This is a genomic window from Bacillus thuringiensis, assembly GCF_001455345.1.
GTDB classification, from domain to species: Bacteria; Bacillota; Bacilli; order Bacillales; family Bacillaceae_G; genus Bacillus_A; species Bacillus_A thuringiensis_N.
On sequence record NZ_CP013274.1, the window covers coordinates 3,924,073 to 3,949,866 of the forward strand.

Sequence of the window (25,794 nt, forward strand, 5' to 3'; positions counted from 1 at the left end):
ACATTCATTTTTTTACCCCTTTTAAAATGGATATTGATGCAAATGTTGTCCTCCATCCATTGTCATGCAAGTTCCATTTATGTACGCAGCTTCATCTGAACATAAATAATAAGCTAGGCCTGCGATTTCTTCTGGCGTACCCAGCCTTCCAAGCGGAACACTTTGTATCGTACGCTTAGCCATTTCTTCTGAAATCCATAGTTTATCAGCACCACCCGTACGTTCAATTGGTCCTGGCGCGATAGCGTTAACTCGTATTCCATATTTACGTCCCCACTCAACAGCAAGCGTCTTCGTCATTGCTAACACTCCAGCCTTCGCTGCAGCCGAATGAATAACTCCTGGACCTGCATCCCATGCATATGTTGCTACCATGTTAATGATATTCCCTTTTATACCTTTTTCAATCCAATATTTTCCGACAGCCTGGCTACAATAAAATGTGCCATTTAACACAATATTAATTACCGAATTCCAGCCATTCACGGATAAATCTTCTGCTGGACAAATAAAGTTTCCAGCTGCATTATTTATTAAAATATCAATTCGTCCAAACTTCTCATCAATCTGTTCAATCATTTTCTGAATATCTTCCGTATTTCTTACATCCATTTGTACAGGTAATATTTGTCCTGGAAATTGTTCAATTTCCAGCTTTGTTTCTTCTAGTTTTTCCTTTGTACGTCCTGTAATAACTACTCGTGCCCCTTCTTTTGCAAAGCGAGTCGCCATTCCTTTTCCCATTCCGCTTGATCCACCTGTTATAATAACTACCTTTTCTTTCACATACATCCCCTCCAAAAAATGAATACACATTCATTTTATCATTTTATTTAATAGAAATCTTTATATTTTTAAACTTTTCTGATATTTTAGCGTAAAGAGGTTTCTTTTCATTCATTTTTTTCGTAATCTATACTACTTTTTTATTATTTAAAATATATGTTTAATAAACTGAAAGGAGATTTGAGTAACCTGTATATGTAACAAAAGCATGTGCTATACATCAAATAGGTATACTCATATTTTTATGAAGAAAATTACAAGAAGAGATTTTTTAAAAACTGGAATGCGCACTTGTCTATATTCACTTATAACCACTAGCATCGGATACTATTACGCTAAATATATTGAGCCACATCTACTCTCTTTTACAGAGCATACACTTAAATCACAACTCATACCAAAAAGTTTTCACGGTATGAAGATTCTTCAATTCAGCGATTTACATCTCGGATACTATTTCTCTCTCCACCATTTATCTCAAATCGTTTCTAAAATTAATGCTGTAAAGCCCGACATTGTTCTTTTCACTGGTGATCTCATTGATAATTATCAAACATATACTGACACTCCTTTCGTTGCATCCATTTTAAAAAATATACAAGCACCCTTCGGTAAATTTTATATTTATGGTAACCATGATCACGGCGGATATGGTACAGAATACTACGAACACATCATGCGTGAATCTGGATTTGAACTATTACTAAATAGCGAAAAGAGAATTCGTCTACTGGATAATAGTGAAATTTCAATTTTCGGTCTTGATGATATACTACTAGGCAAACCAAAAATAGAGGAGACACTACAACACGCGAAGCAAAACACTTATAACATTGTTCTTGTCCATGAGCCAGATATTGCACCGCAAATTGCTAAATATCCAGTTAACTTACAACTTTCTGGTCATAGCCATGGCGGACAAGTACAAATTCCTTTTTTAGGCGCTATTATTACCCCAGCGCTTGCTAAAAACTATGTTGAAGGTTTCTATACGATTCAAGATTTAGCTCTCTATGTCAATCGAGGCCTTGGAAGAACACGTGTCCCATTCCGATTTATGTCAAAACCTGAAATTACGATTTTCACGCTCCAACATTCGTAATAATTCGCCTATTTTCTTACATATCATTTCTTGTACGCGCTCATCCATGTTTCATTTACCATATGATAAAAGTGAGTCCAATAAAGGAGGTTTGTTCATGTATCCATATTATCAACCAATCCCAGTCCGTTCAGCACCTATTGGTCCAGTAGGCGACTCACGCTTCTTTCCGTTTTTTGGCGTTCCATTTCTAGCTGGCATTGCTGGTGGACTGCTCGGCGGAGCATTAGCTTTCGGTCCTAGACCGTATTACCCACCATATCCACCACCTTTCCCACCGCCAACACCTTATCCTTGTTATGGTGGACCTTGTCAACAACCATACTATTATTAATGTACCGCAACAATTCTACCAATGTTAATCCCTCTCTTAACCAATTCATAATCCATTAACATGCTTACAATAAAAACTATTCTCTCTACGCATCCTTCTATTTTGAGAACGTATAATAAGTAGAGAACAAAGTAAAAAAACCTCTTTTGTAAGAGGTTTTTTTACTTTGTTCTTATTATTCAGCATCCGTGTTTTGATACGCCATCTTAAACAACTTCACTTGGCTATCAATTTCTTCTGTACTACTATTAATAACATAGTAGTAGTCACCAGATTTATTCTGTTCACGTGTTTTCACATTATCAGCTAATGTAAGTTGTAAAATCGCCTTAATTCTCGCCTTCATTTCAATATCTAATATCGGGAAAGATATTTCTACCCGCTTCTCCATATTTCGCGTCATCCAGTCAGCTGAAGATAAGTATATTTTCTCTTCTCCATTATGATGGAAATAATAAATTCGGCTATGTTCTAAATACCTTCCGACAACACTAACTACCCGAATATTTTCACTTACATTTGGAATACCAGGCCGTAGGCAACATGTTCCTCGAACGATGAGCTCTACCTTTACTCCAGCTTGTGATGCTTCATACATTTTTTTAATTAATGGTTTATCTGTTAATGAATTCATCTTAGCGATAATATATCCATTTCCATATTGCCTATGATAACGTATTTCCTCATCTATTAAATCCATAAATTGCTCTCTTATATCAAATGGCGCAACCGATAAATGATGAAAATGTGGTTTTGTTGTATAACCACTCAAATAATTAAAGAAATTTGTTGCATCCACCCCAAAATCTTTTCGTGATGTAATATACCCAAAATCAGTATATAACTTTGCTGTTGCATCATTATAATTTCCAGTCCCGAGATGTACGAACCTTTCGATTTTTCCGTTTTTTCTTCTCACAACTAGCGTAATTTTACTATGTGTTTTCAAATGACTTACACCGTAAATGACATGACAGCCTGCCTTTTCTAACTCTTTAGCCCAATGCACATTATTCTCTTCATCAAATCTTGCTTTTAATTCCACTAATACTGTCACTTGCTTTCCTTTTTCAGCCGCTACCTTTAGCGCCTGAATAATCGGTGAATCCCCACTTACTCGATATAATGTTTGTTTGATCGCAAGTACATTCGGATCGTCTGCCGCATCACGGACAAAATCAACTACTGGCTGAAACGACTCAAAAGGATGGTGTAATAAAATATCATGCTCAATCGCTTTTTCAAACACATCTTCCGCATCCCCTAAATCTTGAGGTCGTTGCGGAATAAGGGCCGGATATACTAGATGTTCATATAAAGGAGCTAGTTTTTTATATAAAGAAAATAGACATGTTAAATCTAATGGTCCATCCATTATATACACATCTTCATCTTTTACTTCCAACACCTCATATAATAACGCTAATACTCTTTCATCAATATGCTCTTTGCCAACTTCTAAACGTACAGCAGCTCCCCACTTACGCTTTTTTAATTCTTTTTCAATTACCTTTAATAAATCTCTCGCACCTTCTTCATGAATTGTTAAATCCGCATTGCGTGTAATACGGAAACGAGTAACAGATGATACTTTATATCCTGTAAATAATTTATGAGTAAAACCACTAATTACATCTTCTAATAAAATGAATTTATGCTTTTGCCCTTCACTCGGTAAAAATATGAAACGTTCGAGTAATGAAGGAACTTGCACAATTCCTAACTTCGTACGGTTTTCTTCCTCCACTTGTTTCTCATCATATAAAAGAGTAGCTAAATTTAAACTTTTATTTAATAACATCGGAAATGGACGATATGCATCGATAGCTACAGGTGTTAGGACTGGGAAAATTTGCTCATCAAAATATTCCTCTATAAATTCTCTCTGTTCTTTCGTCAAATCATGGAATGTTAAACGCTCAATCCCCTCTAGCTCCAGCGCTGGCAACACATAATTTTTAAACGTATCATATTGTACAGTCATTAATTCATGGGCCTTTATCGCAATTTTATTTAATTGCTTTTTTGGTGTTAAGCCAGCCTTATTTTCTGGTTGGTTAAACCCAGCGCTCACTTGATCCTTCAATCCTGCTACGCGTACCATAAAGAATTCATCTAAATTTGAGCTGAAAATGCTAATAAACTTTAATCTTTCCAAGAGCGGATTCGTTTCATCCTGTGCTTCCTGTAGTACACGTTCATTAAATGCTAACCAACTTAGTTCTCGATTATTGTAATAAGCTGTATCATTTAAATTTACTATATTCCCCTTCAACATTTCCATCCTCTTCACACTTCCCTTGAAACTTTTTTACTATAATTTAGTTACTTTCATTTTAGCAAATTACAATATTCCAAAGTGTTAATTTTTTGTAAAGACATCCGTACAACTTAACGTTTTGATTCAAAGGATAAATTAATAGTTGTTTTTAATACTCTTTCCAGCTGCTTTTTTGCTTTTCAGCTTGCACTTTTTCCGCTAACGCTGATTGCTCACATACAATTTTAAATGTTAATCCTTCTTTACTTTCTTTTATAGATATTGATTCAACAAGCGATCTTTGTCTTATATTTAGAGCTGCTGAAAATTGTAAAACAGCCCCTAATAGGCGAATTTTCTTTTGTTCGTTTTTATCAAACCATCCTTCAAATGGAGACAAATGTTGTTTAAATAACATTTTTGATTTATAAGACGCAATAAGCGCTAACCTAACTCGCTCTTTATGCATCATACCATCAATTGTTTTATTCGCTAATAAATAAAACGTATGTAAGCGGCTTGCTTCTTCGTCTATATATTTACCTATATTAAATACTTTCGCTGCTTGATGAAATACTTTCCAGTCTTTTGCAGACATAGAAATCAGTCCTGTTTCTTCAAGCTGTTGACAAATCAATCTTCCATGTTTAATAAGCTGTATTACAAATTCCATATCCATTTCATATTCATGTGATAATAAATACAAACTTTCTTCGACTACGTTCGGATAATATGAAATCCCCAAATCTTTTGTCAACTCTTCATAGAAAACACCTTCTCGTAGTCCTTTTCTACTTAATACAAAGGCTGGTGCCTCTATAACATTAACAAGCGTATGAAAAACCTTGACTGCTGGAATAATTGTATCTGCTCGATCTTTTGCCAAACCTTCCAATTTTTGAAGTTCTATGAACGACAGTGCTTCCAATTCTTCTTTCACATTTTTAATATCTTCTTCTTTCATCTTGTATAAATGTACCCCTGCTATAGGATAACAAATTAAATTTTGATGAATTTTCACTAAGTTCCTCGCACTACCCCCTATTGCAATAAGAGGCAATTTCTTATCGATTAACCATGGCAATGTTCGAAATTGATATTCTAAGTACGTTTGAATCTTTTCTAACTCGTCTTCAGTAGGTATATCCTCTTTAATAAATTGTTGCTTTAAGGAAAGTGCCCCAAAAGGAAAGCTATGATACTCTAAAATTTCTCTATTTCGAAAGTATGTAACTTCCGTACTCCCTCCACCTATATCTACTGTAATTCCTTCAGAGAACGAAGTTGAATTCATAACAGCTAAATATCCATAACGTGCTTCTTCATATTCTGATAATACTCTAAGAGTAAAGTCTGTTTGCCCTTCAACAAGTTTTTTAATTGCTTCTTGGTTCTCAGCCTGTCTAATTGTTGCTGTTGCAACACAAAGTACATGATGCAACTGGTGGAATCGTGTACTTTCTTGAAATTGAAATAACGTTTGTAACAATACCTCTATTCCTGCTTCACTCAATACACCATCGACTAAATAATTCCTTAACCGAGCAACCACTTTCGTATTTTCAATCTCTTTATAAAAACCTCCGTTTTGCTTTTCATAAATAACTAAACGCATTGTATTAGATCCAATATCTATAATGGCATATTGCTGTTTTAATATTTCTTTCAAACTTCTCACTCTTTCATTATCAAATTTCTGAAACACATTCTATTACTATTATACAAAATAGTTGTTTTTTGTAACAATATTGCTTTAATATTGAAAATATATACAATCACTTTTTGCATATAATAAAAACCTATTTTATTTATGGTATAATAATGAAAAATTGAAAGGAGATTCAATATGAAACCTTCACAACCACAATCTCAATTACAAAACCAACATTCTATTAATCGACTAGCTCAATCTATTTTCGTTGTGAATCGTCATGCTAAAGCTGCAACTAACCCGAAGTATTTATACTGGTTAAAAAAGACGGCTTTAGAACGCTTAATTGCTGAAAAAAAAGCTATAAAAGAAGGATTGCATTTTTCTAGAAATCCACGTTTTAGCCAACAACAATCTGATGTTCTTATACGTTTAGGCGATTATTTTTTCCATATTCCTCCTACAAAAGAAGATTTTCGAATCCTACCACATCTTGGTCATCTTGAATCCTCCTATCGAAATCCGAAAACAACCTTATCTTTAACAGTAGCAAAAAAAACACTTCAAGATTATATTGGTCCTGAAGCACTGAAACAAGAAAAAAAGTTAAGTGAACCTGTCCCATGGTATAGTCGTACTTATACAAAAAAATAAAACAGTTTGGCCAATTGTAGGCCAAACTGTTTTATTTTTTCTCTTCTTTAATTTTAATATTTGCTTGTTTATAAAAAGCTATTTTTTCTGTATTATAAGATTTCGTGAATTCATTAAACTTATCTTTTTCTGAATCAATATCCTTATAAGATTGATTCACTACTTTTACTTTTTCACTAATATCTTTTAATTTTGTACCTTTATCTTGTAACATTGTATATAATTCTTTTTCTTGTTTTAACGATTTATTATAGCTGTCATACATTTTGTTAAATGAATCATGTCGTTTCTCATATGTGCTTTTCACTTTATCCGCTTGGTCTTTCAATTTCTTATCTTCAATTTTCTTCACATATTTATCTGCTGATTTCACTTCTTCTTGTGCCTTATTTAAAGATTCTTTTTCTTTTTTAAGCACTTTTTCTCGTTCATCTGTATTTTTCACTGCTTGGTTCAGTTTTTCCTTAACAGTTTGATTATTATCTTTTCCTTCTTGAACAATCTGGTTATATAATTCTTGTCCCTCTTTTTCTAAAGTTTCAAGTTTCTTTGCATCTTCAAACATTGTTTTTTCTTGCTTTGCAGCATTTTCAAAAGCAACATATAATTCCTCTTCTGGTTTCGGTCCGAAACAACCGGCTAGTAAAGTCATTGATAATGCAGTTACAATTGCTAATTTACTATATTTCAACATCTTTTTCCTCCTACTTATATACGATCATCGTGTAAAAAACTATGAAATTATATATCCTTCTATAAACTCCACACTCGCACCTTTTTTACGAAAATCATTTATATTGTTTGTAATGCTTGTACAAATTGTATTACTTAAAATTACATTTTGCGTTTTTGAACTCAATAGCGGTTTCATATCCATCTTTTACTTGGCACTTTTTAAAACCTTTTCATACTTATGTATTACATAAAAGTACAACGGAATTCATCACAGCCATCATAATTTGAAGAACAACAGTAATAATTCACCTGATAAAAGATGATCGTTGTTCTCTCACGTCTATCATTCTATCATTCCCATTCCCGCTTTCTATCAAATAATCTCTTCGTTCATTTTACACAGTATAAACGCTATCTTGCAACAACTTACAATTATTCTTGTCATTCCCTAAAAAGGAAAAGTGTAGAGTATGCTTTCCTCTACACTTTTAAAATGAAACACATTGTGCAAAATGCATTGACACATCCATCATAATTATATGCTTATTCCATATATTTTTAAAGACTTTTATTACAAAAAAAGTTCTTTTTGTAATAAAAGTCAAAAAAATGTTACATTCAAAACTTCTTCATTTCATATTTCTTTAAATCAAAGTTTTTCTTATTTCCTTACAAATTCCTATGCTGATACAATTGATTTTGTGCCTTTCTTAACAATTCTTCAAACGTTTTTCCTTCTATTGGATAACTAGCTGCTCCAAATAATAGAGTCATACTTAACAAGCCGTTTTCTATTTCACTTTCAATATTTTTCATTAAACGATTTGTTATTGTCGACTTTTCATGTCCGTTATCAATCGCCACAATAACATACTTATTTTCATCCCACTTAGTAACGACATCCCCTTTACGAATTGTCTTTACAATCGTACTCTCCAATTTTTGTACTAACACCTCCATTTTTTTTTCTTGCACTGTTTCTTTTAATTCTTTCCATTCTTTCACAGAAAGAATGTACACTGTAATATTATGAGAATCCCGTTCTGATAAAGCAGCTACTTTCTCAAAAAAATCAACTACAAAATCATTACTTGCCATTCCTCCTACTTCCGTATCTATGCTCCCACTCGCTCTTTTATCATACCAATGTCCAAAATAATAGCTGAGTATCATTTGCAATATATAAATAATAAAGACGGTATAAAACGATCGCGAATCCAGTTTTGTAATTACATCCTGAAGCGCAATCCATTCTGTAACTGCCACTGTATTCCCAAGTAGTAATCCACTAATTTTTCCTTTATGTTTCATACTTCTCCTCCCTTCTATACCAATATATGTTTCTATAGCAATTATGTTTTTCTACAAAATAAAAAATGTACATATTGAGTGTACATTTCTACTTAAGCTTGTCTACCATTTCTATTCTATTTCATATATATACTATATATCGTTTTAGAAAGGTGGTGACCTATATGCTACAAAAAGAGAATCTATCAGATATTATACGTTTACTAGCGGGGTTTCTGTTATCGTTAAAATTACTATTTAATTCTTTCGGAGTGAACTTTATTTCAAACGATCAAATTGACGCTATTGTAAATGTTGTTTCCTTTCTTTTCATTTTATATTTTGGTTATAAAAATAATTATGTAGGAAAAAAAGGAATCGAGCAAAAAAAAGTACTCAAAAAGCACAATCTTCACTAAAAAAGGAACCTTTCATACAGGTTCCTTTTTATCATTGTCGCACCACAACTTCATTTGTTTGCAGTGGACCATATGATACTCCGTTATATTGAAATGTATATGTAGCCTGAAATAATGCGTTTTTGAGTGCTTTATCTTTATTCGCTTTTATTTTACAAATTAATTCTACCTTCTCATCCGGTAATAAATTATCGATTCTCCACCTTACAAGCTGAAACAGAAACTCGCTCATCCCCTTATCAGCCTTTAATGAATTGGGGATATAGGCAAAATAATCTCGAATCATATGACTTACTACAACTCGTGAAATCATTTCCATTCCTTTATTTTCGACTTCAATTCGAATAATAAGTATGTCGTTTACATCATAGGTCAGTTCATATGAAAATTTTTCTTTATACATACTACGGATTTGCAATGTAACTGCTACATTAGGACATTCATTTTCCTTTTTTGAGCCATCAATCCATAATACCGGTTGTAGCGGTATTGAACGCCTTCCTTGATCCGAAATTTGTTTCCATATTTTCATAATAATATTCACCCCATTTCAGATGCATCATCCATGCGACCTTATTCTGCCTCTCTACACGATATTAATAAAGCTTGTTACAAACGGTATATAGTTATTACTCTTCCTTTTATCCTATTCGACAATATAAAGAAAAAACCATTTTTCCTCTGTTAACAGAAGGTATTCTTACTGAAATATTTTTTTACAATTTCCTTCATTGACTTTATACCAATAATAAGTATTACTCACTCTTTCACTGTCCATACAACAGAATATTTTGACGGAAGAAAAAGTTTGCCTTTTAGTCAAATTTGACTATAATATTCTTTATGGCTTTGTCAGTGCACTTGTGGCAATTGATTTGAAAGAACTATATTAATTTTTTATGCACTGCACTCAAAACTTAATATAGTTTACTTATTATTAAAGGAGGGTTATATTTGGAATCTCAATTATCAAAAAAAGACTCCAACAAGACAAAATTTGTTGTTGCTGGTTTACTACTTGGTATTTTAATGGCGGCAATGGATAATACAATCGTTGCAACAGCAATGGCAACGATTGTTGGAGACCTAGGAGGATTTGACAAGTTCGTTTGGGTCACGTCTGCATATATGGTAGCAACAATGGCAGGGATGCCTATCTTCGGAAAACTTTCTGATATGTACGGACGGAAACGTTTTTATATTGGTGGTCTCATTCTTTTCTTATTCGGTTCTGCACTTTGCGGAACAGCATCTAGTATTGAGCAGCTAAGTATTTATAGAGCAATTCAAGGAATCGGTGGCGGCGCTCTTATGCCTATCGCTTTCACAATTATGTACGATATATTCCCACCAGAAAAACGCGGAAAAATGACAGGTCTATTCGGTGCGGTTTTTGGGACATCTAGTGTATTTGGCCCTTTATTAGGTGCTTATATTACAGACTATATAAGTTGGCATTGGGTCTTCTATATTAATATTCCATTAGGACTTATCTCCTTCTTCTTCATTACGAAATACTACAGTGAATCTCTAGAATTTAGAAAACAAAAAATTGATTGGGCTGGCGCTATTACACTTGTTATTAGTATCGTCTGCTTAATGTTCGCCTTAGAACTCGGTGGTAAAGAATACGCATGGAATTCCACTGTAATTATCGGCCTATTTACAACAGTTGTTATTATGCTTATTATTTTCTTCTTCGTAGAACGAAAAGCAACCGAGCCTATCATTTCGTTCCATCTATTTAAAAAACCTTTATTCGCAGCTAGCCAGGGGGTTGCCTTTTTCTATGGTGCAGCTTTTATCATCTGTACCGTATATATTCCGATCTTCGTTCAAGGTGTTCTCGGCGGTTCAGCCTCAAATGCTGGATTAATTTTAACACCTATGATGGTCGGCTCTGTAATTGGAAGTCAAACAGGTGGACAGTTAGCTTCTCGAACAAGTTATCGTAACATCATGATGGTATCTGGCGTTTTCTTCGTTCTTGGTATTTATTTACTAAGCACCTTAACAATGGACACACCACGTCTACTCGTAACGCTATTTATGGTTCTCGCTGGACTTGGGGTTGGTTTCTCATTCTCAGTTTTAAGTATGTCTTCTATCCACAAATTAGAAATGAGAGACCGTGGTTCTGCTACATCAACAAACTCATTCTTCCGTTCACTCGGTATGACTCTTGGTGTAACGATTTTCGGTACAATTCAAAATCATGTTTTTACAGATAAACTAAACACTTTGTTCCCTTCTGAACTAGCTAAATTAGCGCCAAAGGGTGGAGATACAAGTTTCTTATTATCACCAGGTGCTACCGATAAAATACCAGCTGAAATATTAACTGGTATTAAAGAAGCTCTCGCTACATCTATTGCCAGTACATTCTTCTGGGCACTTATCCCGGCTGTACTAAGCATTATTTGTATTTTACTTATGGGAAATGAACGCCTCTTTACAGGTCCAAAAACGAAACAAAAACAAAAACAGGTAAGTTAGTATAGAAAAAAGAAACGGCATATCCTTTATGAAAAAGGGTATGCCGTTTATAATATATAAAGTAAATCTTTAATCAGTAAGGAACTATTCCCACTGATTATTATCCCTCACCAATCGGGATAAAGTTTCTATATACAGGAGTTGAGACAGAATGGGCATGAAATTAGTCATTCTCGGCTTGCTACTCGAAGGGGATAAACATCCATATGAAGTGCAACACATCATGAAAGAGAGACAAATGGATTGTTATATTAAATATGCAAAAGGATCTCTTTACTACGCCTTCGAGCAATTAGAAAAGCAAGGTGCAATTAGTATTACAACTATTGTTCGAGATACGAATAGACCAGATAAAACAATCTTTCATATAACAGAAGAAGGTAAACGGTTATTTCACACGTTACTATTAAAACAATTCGAGGCAAAAAATCAAATATATAAACCAATTTATTCAGCACTCTCTTTCGCTCATTTTGGTGATGATCAAGAGTTAGTTCCTATTTTAGAAAAGAAGAAAAATGATACCATTCAATATTTACATAATATGCAAACTATTTATGATTGTAGCAAAGGACAAATTCCACGTGCTCAACTATATATTTTGCAAAGCGTTATTGAACATATTACAGTTGAATTGCAATGGTTAAACACCCTCCTTACAGATGCAGTTGCAGGGCGACTTTCAGAAATTGATATAGATGAGGATAAAGAAAAAGCTGTAAAAAGACAATAAAGTTATTTAATTTTTAAAACCTAACATATGATACCGTCGTCCTAAATTAGGATGACGGTATCATATGTTAGGTTTAATTTTCGATATAAGATACTTCACTGTGCTCAAAAATATAACAATACAGTCTTGTAAAAATCTAAAATTTATTCATCACTAACGTCCCACAATGGAAAGTTATTTCTTAAAATTCTATATAAAAAGGATGTTGATTTTCATCCAAACTGTATTCAATTCTTTGTCTGAAATTCATAAAATTCACCATTTCTAACGCCTGTTCGATAGGATAAAACCCTACTTCCAAACTTTCTGGTGTAGTCGTTAATTTACCGCCAACTGGTCTAGCTAAAAACAACGTATTACATATTGAATAGTTCACATTTTGAAATACTCCACAAAATTTTAAAACTTCAATATCAATACCTGTTTCCTCTTTAGTTTCCCTTATTGCAGCATCTTTCAAAGACTCTCCTTCTTCAACTTGTCCACCTGGCATTTCCCATCCTCTTCTAGGTCCCTTGATTAATAGGATTTCTTTTTGTTCATTCATTACAATTGTCGCTGCTGAAACTATATGTTTTGGCGGTGAATAAATATTTTGTGTACTTTGTTCCAAATGAAATTCCCCATTTCTATAAACTTAGTATATTCATCTTTATACAGCAATCTTGTTCTTTTTTTGTGATAACTTACTATTTCGAAATAAACCATCCAATCCCCTTCCTTATTCCATAGTATGGACCGATTATTAAACAACATAACTAGCGTCTTATCTCCGTACAAGTACACGCGCCTTTATAATTTTAATCCAATTCCTCTCTCTTTATTAGTCAGAAAAATTAAAATAATATAAATAAAAACTTTAGAATTTTCTTATTTTAAAACAGTAGACAAAATTCTAAAAATTGTGTTAGAATTTGTTTCAATATCATATTGCTTGTTAACTTCCTTTCAAAAGGAAAATAGGTACACGAACATTTCGTTTCGTGTTTAAAAGGGAAGATTGGTGAAACTCCAACACGGTCCCGCCACTGTAAATGCTGAGATTTCTTTTTTAGTGCCACTGTGAAAACGGGAAGGTGAAAGAAATTATGTGAAGCATAAGTCAGGAGACCTGCCTGTTTTAACAACACTGATAGATTCACGGATGATGATGAGGTGTTAAAACAAAAAGGAAGGCTTATTTTCTATGCCTTTGTACTTTTTGTTATAGGTATTTCCTAGTAAACGGAAATGCTTACTTTCAATTAGGGAGGAATTTGAAATGGCAATTCAAACAAGTAACTTAGGTTATCCACGTATCGGACTACAACGAGAGTGGAAAAAAACATTGGAAGCTTTTTGGTCTAATAAAATTGATGAAGAACAATTTTTAACAACGATGAAAGAAATTCGCCTTCAACACGTAAAAGTACAGCAAGAAAAAGGGATTGAACTCATTCCAATTGGCGACTTTACATATTATGATCACGTTTTGGATACTGCTTATATGCTAGGATTTATCCCATCACGTTTTTCTGAGTTTACATCTTATCTTGATGTATATTTCGCAATGGCACGTGGCTCTAAAGATCACGTAGCTTCCGAAATGACAAAATGGTTTAATACAAACTATCATTATATCGTTCCTGAATATGAAGAGGGATTACAAATCTCTTTAAAAGATAATCGTCCACTTCGCTTATATGTAGAGGCAAAACAAGAATTAGGAGTAGATGGAAAACCTGTTATTTTAGGACCATACACCTTCTTGAAATTAGCTAAAGGCTATACACAAGAGCAATTTGCTACTATTTTAAAACAGTTAGTTGCACCTTACGTACAACTACTTTCAGAACTACATGCAGCTGGTGCACAAGTCATTCAAGTTGATGAACCAATTTTCGCTTCTTTAACGAAAGAAGAAATTCAACAAGCAAAAGAAATTTATGAAGCTATTCGTAAAGAAGTTCCAAATGCGACTCTGCTTTTACAAACATATTTTGATAGTGTAGAAGAAAACTATGAAGAAATTATTACATTCCCTGTATCAGGTATTGGATTAGATTTCATTCATGGTAAAGAAGGAAATCTAAATGCTATTTCAAAATATGGATTCCCAGCTGATAAAACTTTAGCTGTTGGTTGTATAGATGGCCGTAACATTTGGAGAGCCGATCTTGATGAAGTTCTTACTTTATTTACAACGTTACAAAAACAAGTCCAAACGAAAGATTTCATTGTTCAGCCTTCTTGTAGCTTATTGCATACACCAATCGATAAAACAGAAGAAACTCACTTATCGACTGAGCTATTTGATGCGTTAGCATTTGCAAATCAAAAATTAGAAGAGTTAGTTCTTATTCATTCCGCTCTGACTCAAGGTACAGAAAGCATTAATAAAGAGCTAGAAGCGTATCGCAATGTACATTATACAATTCGTTCATCTGCTGCACGTAACCGAGAAGATGTTAAAGCAGCACGGACAGCACTAAAAGAAGAAGATTTTTCACGTCCTCTTCCATTTGAAAAACGCTATGAATTACAACAAGTTGCCCTAGAGTTACCGCTGTTACCAACGACAACTATCGGTAGCTTCCCGCAAACAACTGAAGTTCGTCAAACACGAAAAGAATGGCGTAACGGCGTTATTTCAAACGAACAATATGAACAATTTATTGAAAAAGAGACAGAAAAATGGATTCGTTACCAAGAAGAAATTGGTCTTGATGTTCTTGTTCATGGCGAGTTTGAAAGAACTGACATGGTTGAATATTTTGGTGAGCGCCTTGCTGGCTTCTCATTTACTAAAAACGGTTGGGTACAATCATACGGTTCCCGTTGCGTAAAACCACCTGTTATTTATGGTGATGTGGCCTTTATTAACGGCATGACTATTAAGGAAACAGTTTATGCACAAAGCTTAACAGAGAAAGTTGTAAAAGGAATGTTAACTGGCCCTGTTACGATTTTAAATTGGTCCTTCGTTCGAAATGACATTCCAAGAAAAGAAGTTTCGTATCAAATTGCATTAGCTCTTCGTCACGAAATTGAACTACTTGAATCTTCCGGAATTCGAGTAATTCAAGTCGATGAGCCAGCACTTCGTGAAGGTATGCCACTAAAAGAAAAAGATTGGGACGCTTATATTACATGGGCAGTACAATCCTTCCTTTTAGCAACTTCTTCTGTAGCAAACGAAACACAAATTCATACTCATATGTGTTACAGTAACTTCGAAGATATCGTTGACGCGATTCGCGCATTAGATGCAGATGTCATTTCTATCGAAACATCAAGAAGTCACGGAGAATTTATTGATACATTAAAACATACAACATATGAAAAAGGCATCGGTCTAGGTGTATATGATATTCATAGCCCACGTGTACCGAGCAAAGATGAAATGTATAAAATCGTAGAACAATCTTTAAAAGTATGCGACCCTAAATATTTCTGGATTAATCCTGATTGTGGTTTAAAAACGAGAAGAACAGAAGAAGTTATTCCAGCTTTAGAGCACATGGTGCAAGCAGCGAAAGATGCTCGTTCCCTACTAAAAACAAACGCATAACAAAAATGGGTTATCCTCAAAAAGGATAACCCATTTTTATTCTTTACTTTCAAAAAAGAATTCGTATTGTATTTTATATAATTCATCATCCGTCGGTTCTTCAAGAGGAGTTGCTTGTAAGACAACTGTATACTCACCATTTGGAATAGGGATTTGAAATTTATTTGAAAGAATACTCGTTACAACGATACATTCATTTTCAACTGTAAAAGGAACTGTAACCGTTCTAACCACTTCTTCTTTCTCAATATGTTTCCCGCAAGTTACTTTTATTTCACAAGTATAATCAGAAAGTGCTTCAAAAATAACAGTTCCATCCGCCTTCGCATAACCTCTTTCAAAATCTTCATCCGTCCAGTCAACGTAAGGCTGTTCACCGTCATAGTTCATCAACATTAATTGCGAATACGAAATTGTTAACTCCATCGTTCCCCTTCTCCTTCATTATGAAATATACAACTACTACTTTACGTCAAATTTCACACGCGTACCATCTGGGTATTTATCTAGCTTATTCCCTACCCAAGACCCTGCTCCGCGGTTATCTGCTGGACTTATATATTCGATATGTGCTCCTTTTCCGCCTTCTTTACACATCGCCATTGGCCATTCATCACGATCATACCCTTTTTTTGATGGGTATGGAGCTAACGATAATTTTCTTCTATCCGCAGCACCACCACGGTCAATTGTACAAACTTCTGAATGTCCTTCTTTTATCGCATCCGTAATATGTTTCCCGGTTTCTGGATATCTCTCTTTCGGAAATTCTAGAACTTGATCATACGCATTTGTTTTTTGGGTACTTGTTTCCTCTGGAACAAGTACTTCATAAACCGCTACTAAAATAGAAAGAATTGCAATAATTGAAATGATAATACCTTTTAATTGCTTCATGTATACCTCCATGATTCTACCAGTTTCTTTTCCTCAGTTATTATAACAAACTTCTCCCGTATATGTTTTCAGACATTATTTTAACTCTTCTCCGCCATTCCGCCAAAAACTCTCATTTTTCTTCACCTTTTCACTAATGCTGTAGAAAACTAATAACCTTCCGACATTCTTTTTCAAAGGAAGTCCTCATAAAAGATTGAAATGATATATACGATACTTTTTGGGGAGGAAATATCATGGAAGCTATCTATAAAACGAAAGATGTCACGAATAAAACAGGCATCCCAAAACATATAGTTCGTAAATATAGTCAACTGTTAGAGGAACATGGTTATATAATTTCCAAAACAGCTGATGCCCGTATTTATAAACTGGATGATTTAAAACTATTAAAATCTATACATGAAAGAGCTGCTACATTGCAAGAAGATATTTCAGAAACGATACCAATTATTTTAAAAGAAAAAGAGACCCCACCTGTACCAATTATACAAGATAAGCAAGAAATACAACCAAAAGAAAAAGAAGATGGGCGTAACTTTGAGGAGTTCATGTTAAAACTTGAAATGCTCGCTCAATTAAATGAAGCAATTATTCATCAAAATTCTACCCTTATTACCCAAAATCGTTTAAAAGATGAAAAGCTAGATGAATTAATGCAACAAGTTTATGTAAAAGAAGGCTCTCAAGAAAAAATGCTACAAGAATTAGTGGATCATGCTGCTCAAACAGATGCCCTGCAGAAAGAAAAGATGGACTTATTAATGAATCATATGTATAAACGAGAATCTAAGCAAGAAGAAAAAATGAATAAACTCGTAAATCAAATTTATAACAAAGATAGTAATCGTGATGCACAACTTATGCAAGTTATTCGTGAAATTCAAGAAACAAAAAGAATGGTTGCTGCCTCAAAAGAGCAAGGATTCTTGCAATCATTTAGAAGCTTATTTAGCCGAACAAAACAAGAAAAAACAAATGAATAAACAATATAAAATAAAAAGTTACCTTTCAACGGTAACTTTTATTCCTTATTTCTTACAGCTGGCAATATAATAATCGCTTCAGTACCTTTCCCACTTTCGCTTTTATATTCCAGCGTACCATTATGCGCTTGTAAAATACTAAATGTTACCATAAGCCCTAATCCTGTTCCTTTTTCTTTTAAAGAATAATACGGTTGTCCCAGCCTTACTAACTGTTCTTTCGTCATTCCAACACCACTATCTTTAACTCTTATTACAATCGTTTCATCTTTTTGAATAGCCGTTACTTTTAAATATCCTTTATTTCCTTGAATTGCTTCAATACCATTTTTAACAACATTCATAATTGCTTGCTTTAATTTCGTCTTATCACCAATCGTATAAAGGCTTTCAGAAATCTCAACTTGCAAATATACACCTTGCATCGCTGCAAATGATGACATAAGTGTAGTCATTTCTATTAATTGTGCTGATAGACAAATGTGTTCCTTTTTCTCAATTTGTGGCCTTGCTAAATTCAAATAATCTGAAATAATTTGTTCTGCCCGGTCCAATTCGGCTAATACGAGACGCATATAATCCTTATTCTTCACATCTTCCGTACTTTCTAGCAATTGAATAAAACCACGAACAACAGTGAGCGGGTTTCGAACCTCATGTGCAACACTTGCCGCTAACTCACTTACAATATTAAGCTTTTCTGACTTTTGCATCTCTGTACGTAGTATTGCATTTTCATTTAAATATTCTGTTAAGTACACCTGAAATACCATTGTCATAACCATAATAAGCGAAGCAAATATATATCCGCTATATAGGTGTGAAATATGCGGTGTAAACCCCGTTTCTAACAGAACGGTAATCATGCCAATTACTAAAGAAACAAGTACGTACAATGATGAAATCATAAATGCAAAAATTAGTTTCTTCTCCCTTGAAAACAGAGACCATTTCTTTGATAAAAATAATGGAACTATCAATAGAAATATTACTTCTATGATTGGAAGAAGGCTCATTCCCTTTAGCGCCCATTCATATGCAACAAAAATAACGGCCGGGACTAAACCAACAATCCCACCATATAGAAAACCACTAACAATCGGGATTGGGTGAAAGTTATACCCACAAACGTCACCAAAACAAATAGAGTATGTCATGGAGAGAACGAGTGTAATACTGGATAAAAACATAATAAAGTAGCGGTTAGGCTTCGGAGGCATTTCTTGATAACGATTTAAACGAATCGCTTCATATAAAAATAGCGGCAAAATAATGATGGCAATTTGGATCATTAGATCACGGATCAGCTCCATAGCCTTTCATCCCCTATATGTATTTTGATATGATTATATCATTTTACGGGTTTATTTGTTTTAAAATTTTGATTTTTCTTAACATATTTGTTAATTCTTTGTTAACAACACATAATAATTGTTACAGATTTTCGAAATGAATGTAAACCCTGTACCAAATTTCTGCCCGGCAGTATACAATGAATACGGATTACAAAGAAAATAAAAAATACTTCATGAGACGGACAACTATAGCAAAATACAGCATATAATCCATACTATCTATGTTTACAAATAAGTGATCATTATTTTAGTAGGAGGAAGATAAATATGGCGGGTACTACGCTTGTTTTAAAAGAAGAAAATTTGGTCGTTCTAGAAAATGTTGAAAAATCAGTATATGAAGAGTTACAGCACAAAACAGGAGAAGAAAATTGCACATGTGCTGTTAATGAATCAGTTGTTCACCTTGGCAAAGTATCCTCTGTACTTTGGAATGAAGATGAAATAGACTGGGAGTACGGATATTAAAAAGTCGCTTACAGCGGCTTTTTTTCTATTATCCCTCTTTTTCTACATAACATATACGCAAGCGAAATCATAGAAAATATGATAAAATGAACTTAATTTTCAAACGGAAGAAAGGGAGATACAATGGAACAATTCATTAACCCTAGAGTGAAGGACATCCAAATTTCTGGAATCCGCCAATTCTCTAACATGATTCAAAACTATGATAATCTTATCTCTTTAACAATTGGTCAACCCGATTTTCCTACACCTTCTCTTGTAAAAGAAGCGGCAAAACGGGCTATTACAGAAAATTATACAAGCTATACACATAACGCTGGTTTACTAGAATTGCGCGAGGCAGCTTGTAACTTTGTAAAAGATAACTACGATTTACATTATTCACCTGAAAACGAAACCATCGTTACAATCGGTGCTAGCGAAGCAATTGATGTTACATTCCGAACAATTTTAGAGCCTGGAACAGAAGTCATTTTACCTGCCCCTATTTATCCAGGATACGAACCGATTATTCGCTTATGCGGCGCTACACCTATTTTTATCGATGTTCGTGAAACTGGCTTCCGTTTAACAGCCGAAGTACTAGAAAGTGCTATTACTGAAAAAACAAGATGCGTCGTACTGCCGTATCCTTCTAATCCAACTGGTGTAACTTTATCGAAAGAAGAACTGCAAGATATTGTAGATGTTTTAAAAGATAAAAACATTTTCGTCCTTTCTGATGAAATTTATAGCGAACTTGTATATGAACAAACGCATACATCTATCGCTCATTTCCCAGAAATGCGTGAAAAGACTATCGTCATTAACGGTTTATCAAAATCTCACTCTATGACTGGCTGGCGTATCGGTCTATTATTTGCACCAAGCTATTTAGCTGGACATATATTAAAAGTTCATCAATACAACGTAACGTGCGCTACTTCAATCGCTCAATATGCTGCAATTGAAGCATTAACAGCTGCTAAAGATGCACCAAAAATGATGCGTCATCAATACAAAAAACGCCGTGATTACGTATATAATAGACTCATTCAAATGGGCTTAACAGTTGAAAAGCCAACAGGTGCATTTTACTTATTCCCATATGTTGGCCATTTAACATCTTCATCATTTGATTTTGCACTTGATCTTGTCAAAGAAGTTGGACTTGCCGTCGTTCCCGGAACAGCATTCTCTGAATATGGTGAAGGCTACCTTCGCTTGTCCTATGCATATAGTATTGAAACCTTAAAAGAAGGCTGTGACCGTTTAGAAGCCTTTCTACAACAAAAAGCTAAGAGTTAAACTCTTAGCTTTTTTTATGCATAATGATCGCAAGTTTGACGCTTCAGTAATTTATGCGGAATAATGATACACTTTGCAGTAGACTCCGCATTCTCTACTTTATCAACTAAAGCTTTTGCTGCCTCATATCCTAGCTGGTATATATTCACATCAACTGTCGAAAGTGGCGGACTCGCAATTTCTGATAATAAAGCATTATTAAAGCTTACAATAGAAACATCCTTCGGTACAACGAATCCTTTTTTAGAAAGTGCACTTAACACACCAAGTCCAATTAAATCATCCGTTGCCACAATTGCTGTCGGCGGTTGCTTCAGCCCCATTAATTCCTCCACGGCTTGTTGACCACTTTCCCTCGAAAAATCAAAATGTAAAATATACTCTTTTGGTAATACAATGTCTGCTAATTTTAAAGCATCACTCATACCAGCCAAACGATCTCTCGTTACAAGTAAATCCGATCCACCGCCGATGAACGCAATTTGTTTATGACCTAATGAAATCAAATATTCTGCCACTTCTCTTGCAGCTGTATAATTGTCATTATCTACATATGTAATTTCATCTTTTCGATCATATGGTTTCCCAATTAAAACAAACGGGAAATTTTGTTTATGCAAATATTGAATAATCCGATCATTCTCTCTTGAATATAAAAGAATAATACCACCAATTTGGCGTCCCTGCACCATCTTTACAACACCATTAAAAATTTCATCTTCCGTTTCACCTGTCGACATATACAGTGCATACCCTTCCACATGTGCAAATGAACTAATCCCTCTTATAACTTCTGGGAAAAACGGATTTTGAAAAGCTTTACTTGCAGAACTTGGCATAACAAGGCCAAGTGTTTTCGTCGTTTGATTAGCTAGATTTCTTGCGTTTAAATTGGGATGATACCCTAGTTCACTCATTACTTTCCGAACACGACGCTTTGTTTTTTCACTTATACTTGGATTATCAGCAATTACACGAGAAACGGTAGATGGTGCTACATTCGCCTTCTTCGCCACATCTTTAATTGTAACTGTCATAAAAATCCCCTCCTTTCACTTCTCTGCCATTTTTTATATATTTTAATCTTGCACCCGTTGCAAGTAATAGGAGAAGTCATAAACTTTCATTGATTCTATCTTGCAAAACCTATCATATTCTCCCTCTCCATGTATTGTAAGGGATATAGCTCTTTTTTCCTATACTATAATATACTATTTATTTCACTTCTTTTCATATGTGATGTCAAATCTCTTTTCATCTCCCTATAATTTTTTTATAGGGAGATGAAAAGAAAAATGGGACATAATGTCCCATTTTTCATCCTTTCGTACCCCCAGCAGTTAAACCAGAGATAAAGTATTTTTGTAGTGATAGGAATAAAATTGAAATTGGGATTGCAATCAATACTGAACCCGCTGCAAACGTTGTAAATTCATTACCAAATTTCTTCGCTACCATTTCATATAATCCAACTGCCAAAGTATAATTTTCTGGTGTGCGCAAAATAATACTCGCTAAAATGAAATCTGTAAATGGACCGATGAAAGTGAATAGCGCTACAACTGCTACGATCGGCTTTGCAAGTGGCATAATGATTTGCCAAAAAATACGGAAATGTCCTGCCCCATCCATACGAGCTGACTCATCCAATTCTTTCGGAATCGTATCAAAATATCCCTTCATAAGCCATGTATTCATTGGGATTGCCCCGCCCACATAAATTAAAATTAATGCAAGGTGCGTATCAATTAATCCTGTTAACTGCGCTAATACGTATAGGGCGATTAACGCTGCAAAGTTTGGAATCATTTGCAGAATTAAAAATGTTAATAAACCATTTTTTCTTCCAACAAAACGGTATCTCGAAAATGCATAAGCAGTAAAACTAATTGCTAGCACTGAGAAAAACATCGTTAAAACACTTACTTTTAATGTGTTTTTATACCATAGTAAATAATTACTATTCTCTAAATCTAATAACTTACGATAATGATCTAACGTTGCATTTTGCGGAATAATACTTGATCCAGATAAACTATCACCCGGATTAAACGATGAGCCAATAATCCATAATAATGGATAGAAAATGATGGCACACATTACGAAAATAACGAAATAACTTAATGAGAGACGTAACATCTTTTGTCTTTTAATATTCATTTACATCATATCCTCTTCTTGGAATGATTTTGTTCTCTTAAATTGCCATAACGCAACTGTAATAACGATTAACGATAAGATCATTGTAAGAGCTGCTGCTTTCCCGTACTGCGCTGAAGTCATCGTTAACTTATAAATCCATGAAATTAAAATATCCGTTCCACCTGCGTCTTGTCCAGCGACAGCAGGACCTCCGCCGTTAAATAGATAGATGATACTAAAGTTATTAAAGTTAAACGTATATTGCGTAATTAATATTGGTGCTGTTGCATATAGAACAAGTGGCAATGTAATTTTACGAAACTGTTGCCAAGCTGTAGCTCCGTCTACTGTAGCAGCTTCATATAATTCTCCTGGAATCGATTGCAATATACCTGTCGTCATTGCAAAGACGAACGGGAATCCAAGCCAAGTTTGAATCATAATTAAAGCTACCTTCGCCCAAAATGGATCTGTCATCCAAGCAATCTTTTCAATTCCGAATAAAGCCAATACTTGATTGTTAATTGCTCCAAATGTCTCATTAAACATACCAGAGAAAACAAGAATAGATACGAATGCTGGGACCGCCCACGGTAAAATGAAGATTGTTCGAATAATTGCCTTCCCTTTAATACCAGGCTGATTTACGATAATCGCTAAGAAAATACCAAGTGCAACTTGTAATGTCGTTGCAACGAATGTCCAAATGACAGTCCAAGAAAATACACTTAAAAACGTCTCTCTCCACATCGGTAATGTAAAGATATCAATAAAGTTTTTAAACCCTACCCAATCTACTAGTTTAGCTGGAGGAGAATGATATAAATCGTAGTTCGTAAATCCAATTAAAATTACGAAGATGATTGGGAATACAACTACAAAGATAAGTAATAGAAAACCCGGTGAAACCATTAAATATGGAAAACCTTGATCTAGTAAATTACGGTATTGCTCTTTTACAGAGTTTAACGGTGTTCCTATATCACGTTTCTTCCCGTTCTGGTATGCATCATATAAATTAAATCCATATATTCCGAGTCCAAACACGATGACGATGAGTGCTAAGATTCCTTCTACTAATAGAAAGACAGAATGGTCACGTGGAACTTCTGTACCAAGCGTTACAATTCCCCATAATCCCATATTTAATAAATCAGCAAAGGCTACAATAAATGAACCTGTTAATACTAGAAAAATAAGACCTTTTACAAATTGTTTATTATACATTTGGCCCACGCCTGGAATGATAGATAATATGGTTGCCATTTTCCTATGCTTTGAACCGTTTAAGCCGTTTGCTGGTTCCATAGATGTTTGCATGTCCCTTCCCCCTTTTTTCTGGGAGAGAATTCGTGCCCCTCATATTAGAGGCACGAATTTCACCTTATTTTTTCTTACTATGATTTGCCTCAATATTACCTTTAATTTGCTTCACTGCATTATCAAGCGCTGCTTTTGGTGCCTCTTTATCCGTAACAACTAATTGAAGCGCATCTCCAGCTGGTTTCCATACTTCTTGCATTTCTGGAATGTTCGGCATTGGAATTCCATTTTCAGATTGTGTCGCAACTGCTTTTGCAGCTTCATTATCTTTAATAATTGGATCTTCCATTACTGCTTTTACTGGAGGAATTTCTTTTGTTTTCTCAAATCGAATTTTTGCGTTTTCTTCATTCGTTACCCATTCAGTGAACTTTGTAGCTAAATCATTTTGTTTAGAGAAACTTGTTACATGCCATCCTTTAACCCCAACAAAAGTTTTCATTGGCTGACCATTTGGTAATTTCGGCATTGGGGCAACCCCATAATCAATTCCGTTCTTTTCCATCGCTTGGAATGCCCATGGTCCATTCATAATAGATGCTGCTTTTCCTTCATTAAACAGTCCATCAGCAGCAGGTCCACCAGATTCACCGATAATACCTTTCGGGAATAACTTTTCTTTGTACCATTTTTGAAGATATTCAGCACCTTGCACTGCTCCGCTATTATTTAATCCAACATCACTTGCATTTGGCTTTCCATCTTTTTCACCAAACACATAACCACCCATACCTGCCATGAATGCATTAGCAAAGTAGAAGTTATCTCCTAATGTTAAAAATCCGTACTTGCCATCCTTCGTAAATTCTTTTGAGAAGTTAAACAGCTCGTCCATCGTTTCTGGTGCTTTTGGCATTAATTTTTTATTGTAAATAAAGATTGGTGTCTCAATTGCTTTTGGTAAACCATATAATTTTCCGTTATATGTCTGTGCTTGTATTGATGAATCAGTAAATTTACTCTTTACAGCATCATCAGCTTTCACTTCAGAAAGTAAACCTTCTGTTACTGCGTTTCCGATTTGATCATGTGGTAATGTTACAACATCTGGTCCCGTCCCCGCTGGTCCATCAAGACGTAACTTCTTCACTTGATCTGTCATTTGCATTTCAACAACTTTTACTTTTACTTTATATTTTTCCTCAAAGCTTTTTACTGCTGGTTCTAAACCAACGCCTTTTTTATCATCTTCCCAAACAAGAAGATCATAGTCCTTCTTCGCTTTACTTTCCTCTTTTTTCCCCGAATCTTTCGGCCCACATGCAGATAACATACCAATTGATAATGCTGAAACCGTTAATAATGATAATGCTTTCTTCATCCCAAAAACCTCCCTAAATTGTATATGTACTTTAATAATTGAAAACGTTTGCATTGAATGGTTTA

Annotated in this window: 23 protein-coding genes, 1 pseudogene and 1 riboswitch; of the genes and pseudogenes, 10 read left to right on the forward strand and 14 right to left on the reverse strand. The window is 34.5% G+C overall.

Going from position 1 to position 25,794, the window contains the following annotated elements:
• Positions 1–21: 21 nt before the first annotated feature.
• On the reverse strand, positions 22–786 hold the full coding sequence (gene fadH, locus ATN06_RS20290; RefSeq protein WP_060632088.1) for a 2,4-dienoyl-CoA reductase: 765 nt from the start codon (positions 784–786) through the stop codon (positions 22–24).
• 244 nt (positions 787–1,030) lie between these two features.
• Between fadH and ATN06_RS20295 the strand changes: the two genes are divergently transcribed.
• Positions 1,031–1,888, forward strand: coding sequence for a metallophosphoesterase (locus ATN06_RS20295; protein WP_060633176.1), 858 nt, complete (start codon positions 1,031–1,033; stop codon positions 1,886–1,888).
• Positions 1,889–1,985: 97 nt separating this feature from the next.
• Positions 1,986–2,222 carry a hypothetical protein gene (locus ATN06_RS20300; RefSeq protein WP_048563234.1) on the forward strand — a complete coding sequence of 79 codons (237 nt, stop codon included), beginning with the start codon at positions 1,986–1,988 and terminating at the stop codon, positions 2,220–2,222.
• 175 nt (positions 2,223–2,397) lie between these two features.
• Here the strand turns inward: ATN06_RS20300 and ATN06_RS20305 are convergent, their stop codons facing one another.
• Positions 2,398–4,506, reverse strand: coding sequence for a polyphosphate kinase (locus ATN06_RS20305; RefSeq protein WP_060632089.1), 2,109 nt, complete (start codon positions 4,504–4,506; stop codon positions 2,398–2,400).
• A gap of 107 nt (positions 4,507–4,613) precedes the next feature.
• Positions 4,614–6,151, reverse strand: a pseudogene (ppx, locus tag ATN06_RS20310) (exopolyphosphatase).
• A gap of 177 nt (positions 6,152–6,328) precedes the next feature.
• Between ppx and ATN06_RS20315 the strand changes: the two are divergent.
• Entirely contained in the window at positions 6,329–6,787 is a 459-nt protein-coding gene (locus ATN06_RS20315) for a YkyB family protein (RefSeq protein ID WP_000804864.1), read from the forward strand.
• A 31-nt stretch (positions 6,788–6,818) separates the two neighbouring features.
• On the opposite strand, the gene ATN06_RS20320 is transcribed toward ATN06_RS20315, so the two are convergent.
• Both ATN06_RS20320 and ATN06_RS20330 read right to left on the reverse strand, forming a co-directional pair.
• Positions 6,819–7,481: a YkyA family protein gene (locus tag ATN06_RS20320; RefSeq protein WP_000922490.1), complete on the reverse strand. Its 663-nt coding sequence runs from the start codon at positions 7,479–7,481 to the stop codon at positions 6,819–6,821.
• A gap of 650 nt (positions 7,482–8,131) precedes the next feature.
• Positions 8,132–8,773, reverse strand: a complete 642-nt coding sequence (locus ATN06_RS20330) for a diguanylate cyclase domain-containing protein (protein ID WP_060632091.1) — start codon at positions 8,771–8,773, stop codon at positions 8,132–8,134.
• 164 nt (positions 8,774–8,937) lie between these two features.
• On the opposite strand from ATN06_RS20330, the gene ATN06_RS20335 reads away from it, so the two are divergent.
• Complete coding sequence (locus tag ATN06_RS20335) at positions 8,938–9,171, forward strand: SPP1 phage holin family protein (protein ID WP_033691462.1); 234 nt, start codon at positions 8,938–8,940, stop codon at positions 9,169–9,171.
• Positions 9,172–9,202: 31 nt separating this feature from the next.
• Here ATN06_RS20335 and ATN06_RS20340 read toward each other — a convergent pair whose 3' ends face one another.
• On the reverse strand, positions 9,203–9,703 hold the full coding sequence (locus tag ATN06_RS20340; protein ID WP_060632092.1) for a hypothetical protein: 501 nt from the start codon (positions 9,701–9,703) through the stop codon (positions 9,203–9,205).
• Between the two features lie 422 nt (positions 9,704–10,125).
• Here ATN06_RS20340 and ATN06_RS20345 point away from each other — a divergent pair, with 422 nt between their 5' ends.
• Together ATN06_RS20345 and ATN06_RS20350 are read left to right on the forward strand one after the other, a co-directional pair.
• A complete protein-coding gene (locus ATN06_RS20345) occupies positions 10,126–11,667 on the forward strand; it encodes an MDR family MFS transporter (protein ID WP_060632093.1) in 1,542 nt (513 codons plus the stop codon).
• Positions 11,668–11,818: 151 nt separating this feature from the next.
• Positions 11,819–12,400 (forward strand): PadR family transcriptional regulator, encoded by a 582-nt coding sequence (locus tag ATN06_RS20350; RefSeq protein ID WP_060632094.1) that lies wholly within the window; start codon positions 11,819–11,821, stop codon positions 12,398–12,400.
• A 181-nt stretch (positions 12,401–12,581) separates the two neighbouring features.
• Here the strand turns inward: ATN06_RS20350 and ATN06_RS20355 are convergent, their stop codons facing one another.
• Positions 12,582–13,013: an NUDIX hydrolase gene (locus ATN06_RS20355; RefSeq protein ID WP_060632095.1), complete on the reverse strand. Its 432-nt coding sequence runs from the start codon at positions 13,011–13,013 to the stop codon at positions 12,582–12,584.
• 331 nt (positions 13,014–13,344) lie between these two features.
• Positions 13,345–13,534, forward strand: a riboswitch (cobalamin riboswitch).
• Positions 13,535–13,661: 127 nt separating this feature from the next.
• Here ATN06_RS20355 and metE point away from each other — a divergent pair.
• Positions 13,662–15,950, forward strand: coding sequence for a 5-methyltetrahydropteroyltriglutamate--homocysteine S-methyltransferase (metE, locus tag ATN06_RS20360; RefSeq protein ID WP_060632096.1), 2,289 nt, complete (start codon positions 13,662–13,664; stop codon positions 15,948–15,950).
• A gap of 36 nt (positions 15,951–15,986) precedes the next feature.
• On the opposite strand, the gene comJ is transcribed toward metE, so the two are convergent.
• Both comJ and nucA read right to left on the reverse strand, forming a co-directional pair.
• Entirely contained in the window at positions 15,987–16,376 is a 390-nt protein-coding gene (gene comJ, locus ATN06_RS20365) for a competence protein ComJ (protein ID WP_060632097.1), read from the reverse strand.
• Positions 16,377–16,412: 36 nt separating this feature from the next.
• Positions 16,413–16,847 (reverse strand): DNA-entry nuclease, encoded by a 435-nt coding sequence (nucA, locus tag ATN06_RS20370; protein ID WP_060632098.1) that lies wholly within the window; start codon positions 16,845–16,847, stop codon positions 16,413–16,415.
• 236 nt (positions 16,848–17,083) lie between these two features.
• On the opposite strand from nucA, the gene ATN06_RS20375 reads away from it, so the two are divergent.
• Complete coding sequence (locus ATN06_RS20375) at positions 17,084–17,833, forward strand: DUF3967 domain-containing protein (protein ID WP_060632099.1); 750 nt, start codon at positions 17,084–17,086, stop codon at positions 17,831–17,833.
• Between the two features lie 38 nt (positions 17,834–17,871).
• On the opposite strand, the gene kinB is transcribed toward ATN06_RS20375, so the two are convergent.
• Positions 17,872–19,146 (reverse strand): sporulation sensor histidine kinase KinB, encoded by a 1,275-nt coding sequence (gene kinB / locus ATN06_RS20380; protein WP_060632100.1) that lies wholly within the window; start codon positions 19,144–19,146, stop codon positions 17,872–17,874.
• 309 nt (positions 19,147–19,455) lie between these two features.
• On the opposite strand from kinB, the gene ATN06_RS20385 reads away from it, so the two are divergent.
• Both ATN06_RS20385 and ATN06_RS20390 read left to right on the forward strand, forming a co-directional pair.
• Positions 19,456–19,656, forward strand: a complete 201-nt coding sequence (locus tag ATN06_RS20385) for a hypothetical protein (protein ID WP_000929285.1) — start codon at positions 19,456–19,458, stop codon at positions 19,654–19,656.
• A 123-nt stretch (positions 19,657–19,779) separates the two neighbouring features.
• On the forward strand, positions 19,780–20,943 hold the full coding sequence (locus tag ATN06_RS20390) for an aminotransferase A (RefSeq protein ID WP_060632101.1): 1,164 nt from the start codon (positions 19,780–19,782) through the stop codon (positions 20,941–20,943).
• 14 nt (positions 20,944–20,957) lie between these two features.
• On the opposite strand, the gene malR is transcribed toward ATN06_RS20390, so the two are convergent.
• From malR to ATN06_RS20410, 4 genes are all read right to left on the reverse strand, one after another.
• Positions 20,958–21,980, reverse strand: coding sequence for a maltose operon transcriptional repressor MalR (gene malR / locus ATN06_RS20395; protein WP_048563246.1), 1,023 nt, complete (start codon positions 21,978–21,980; stop codon positions 20,958–20,960).
• 280 nt (positions 21,981–22,260) lie between these two features.
• Positions 22,261–23,103: a maltosaccharide ABC transporter permease MalD gene (gene malD / locus ATN06_RS20400; RefSeq protein ID WP_060632102.1), complete on the reverse strand. Its 843-nt coding sequence runs from the start codon at positions 23,101–23,103 to the stop codon at positions 22,261–22,263.
• Positions 23,104–24,405: a maltosaccharide ABC transporter permease MalC gene (malC, locus tag ATN06_RS20405; RefSeq protein WP_060632103.1), complete on the reverse strand. Its 1,302-nt coding sequence runs from the start codon at positions 24,403–24,405 to the stop codon at positions 23,104–23,106.
• 64 nt (positions 24,406–24,469) lie between these two features.
• Complete coding sequence (locus ATN06_RS20410) at positions 24,470–25,729, reverse strand: extracellular solute-binding protein (RefSeq protein ID WP_060632104.1); 1,260 nt, start codon at positions 25,727–25,729, stop codon at positions 24,470–24,472.
• Positions 25,730–25,794 lie beyond the last annotated feature (65 nt).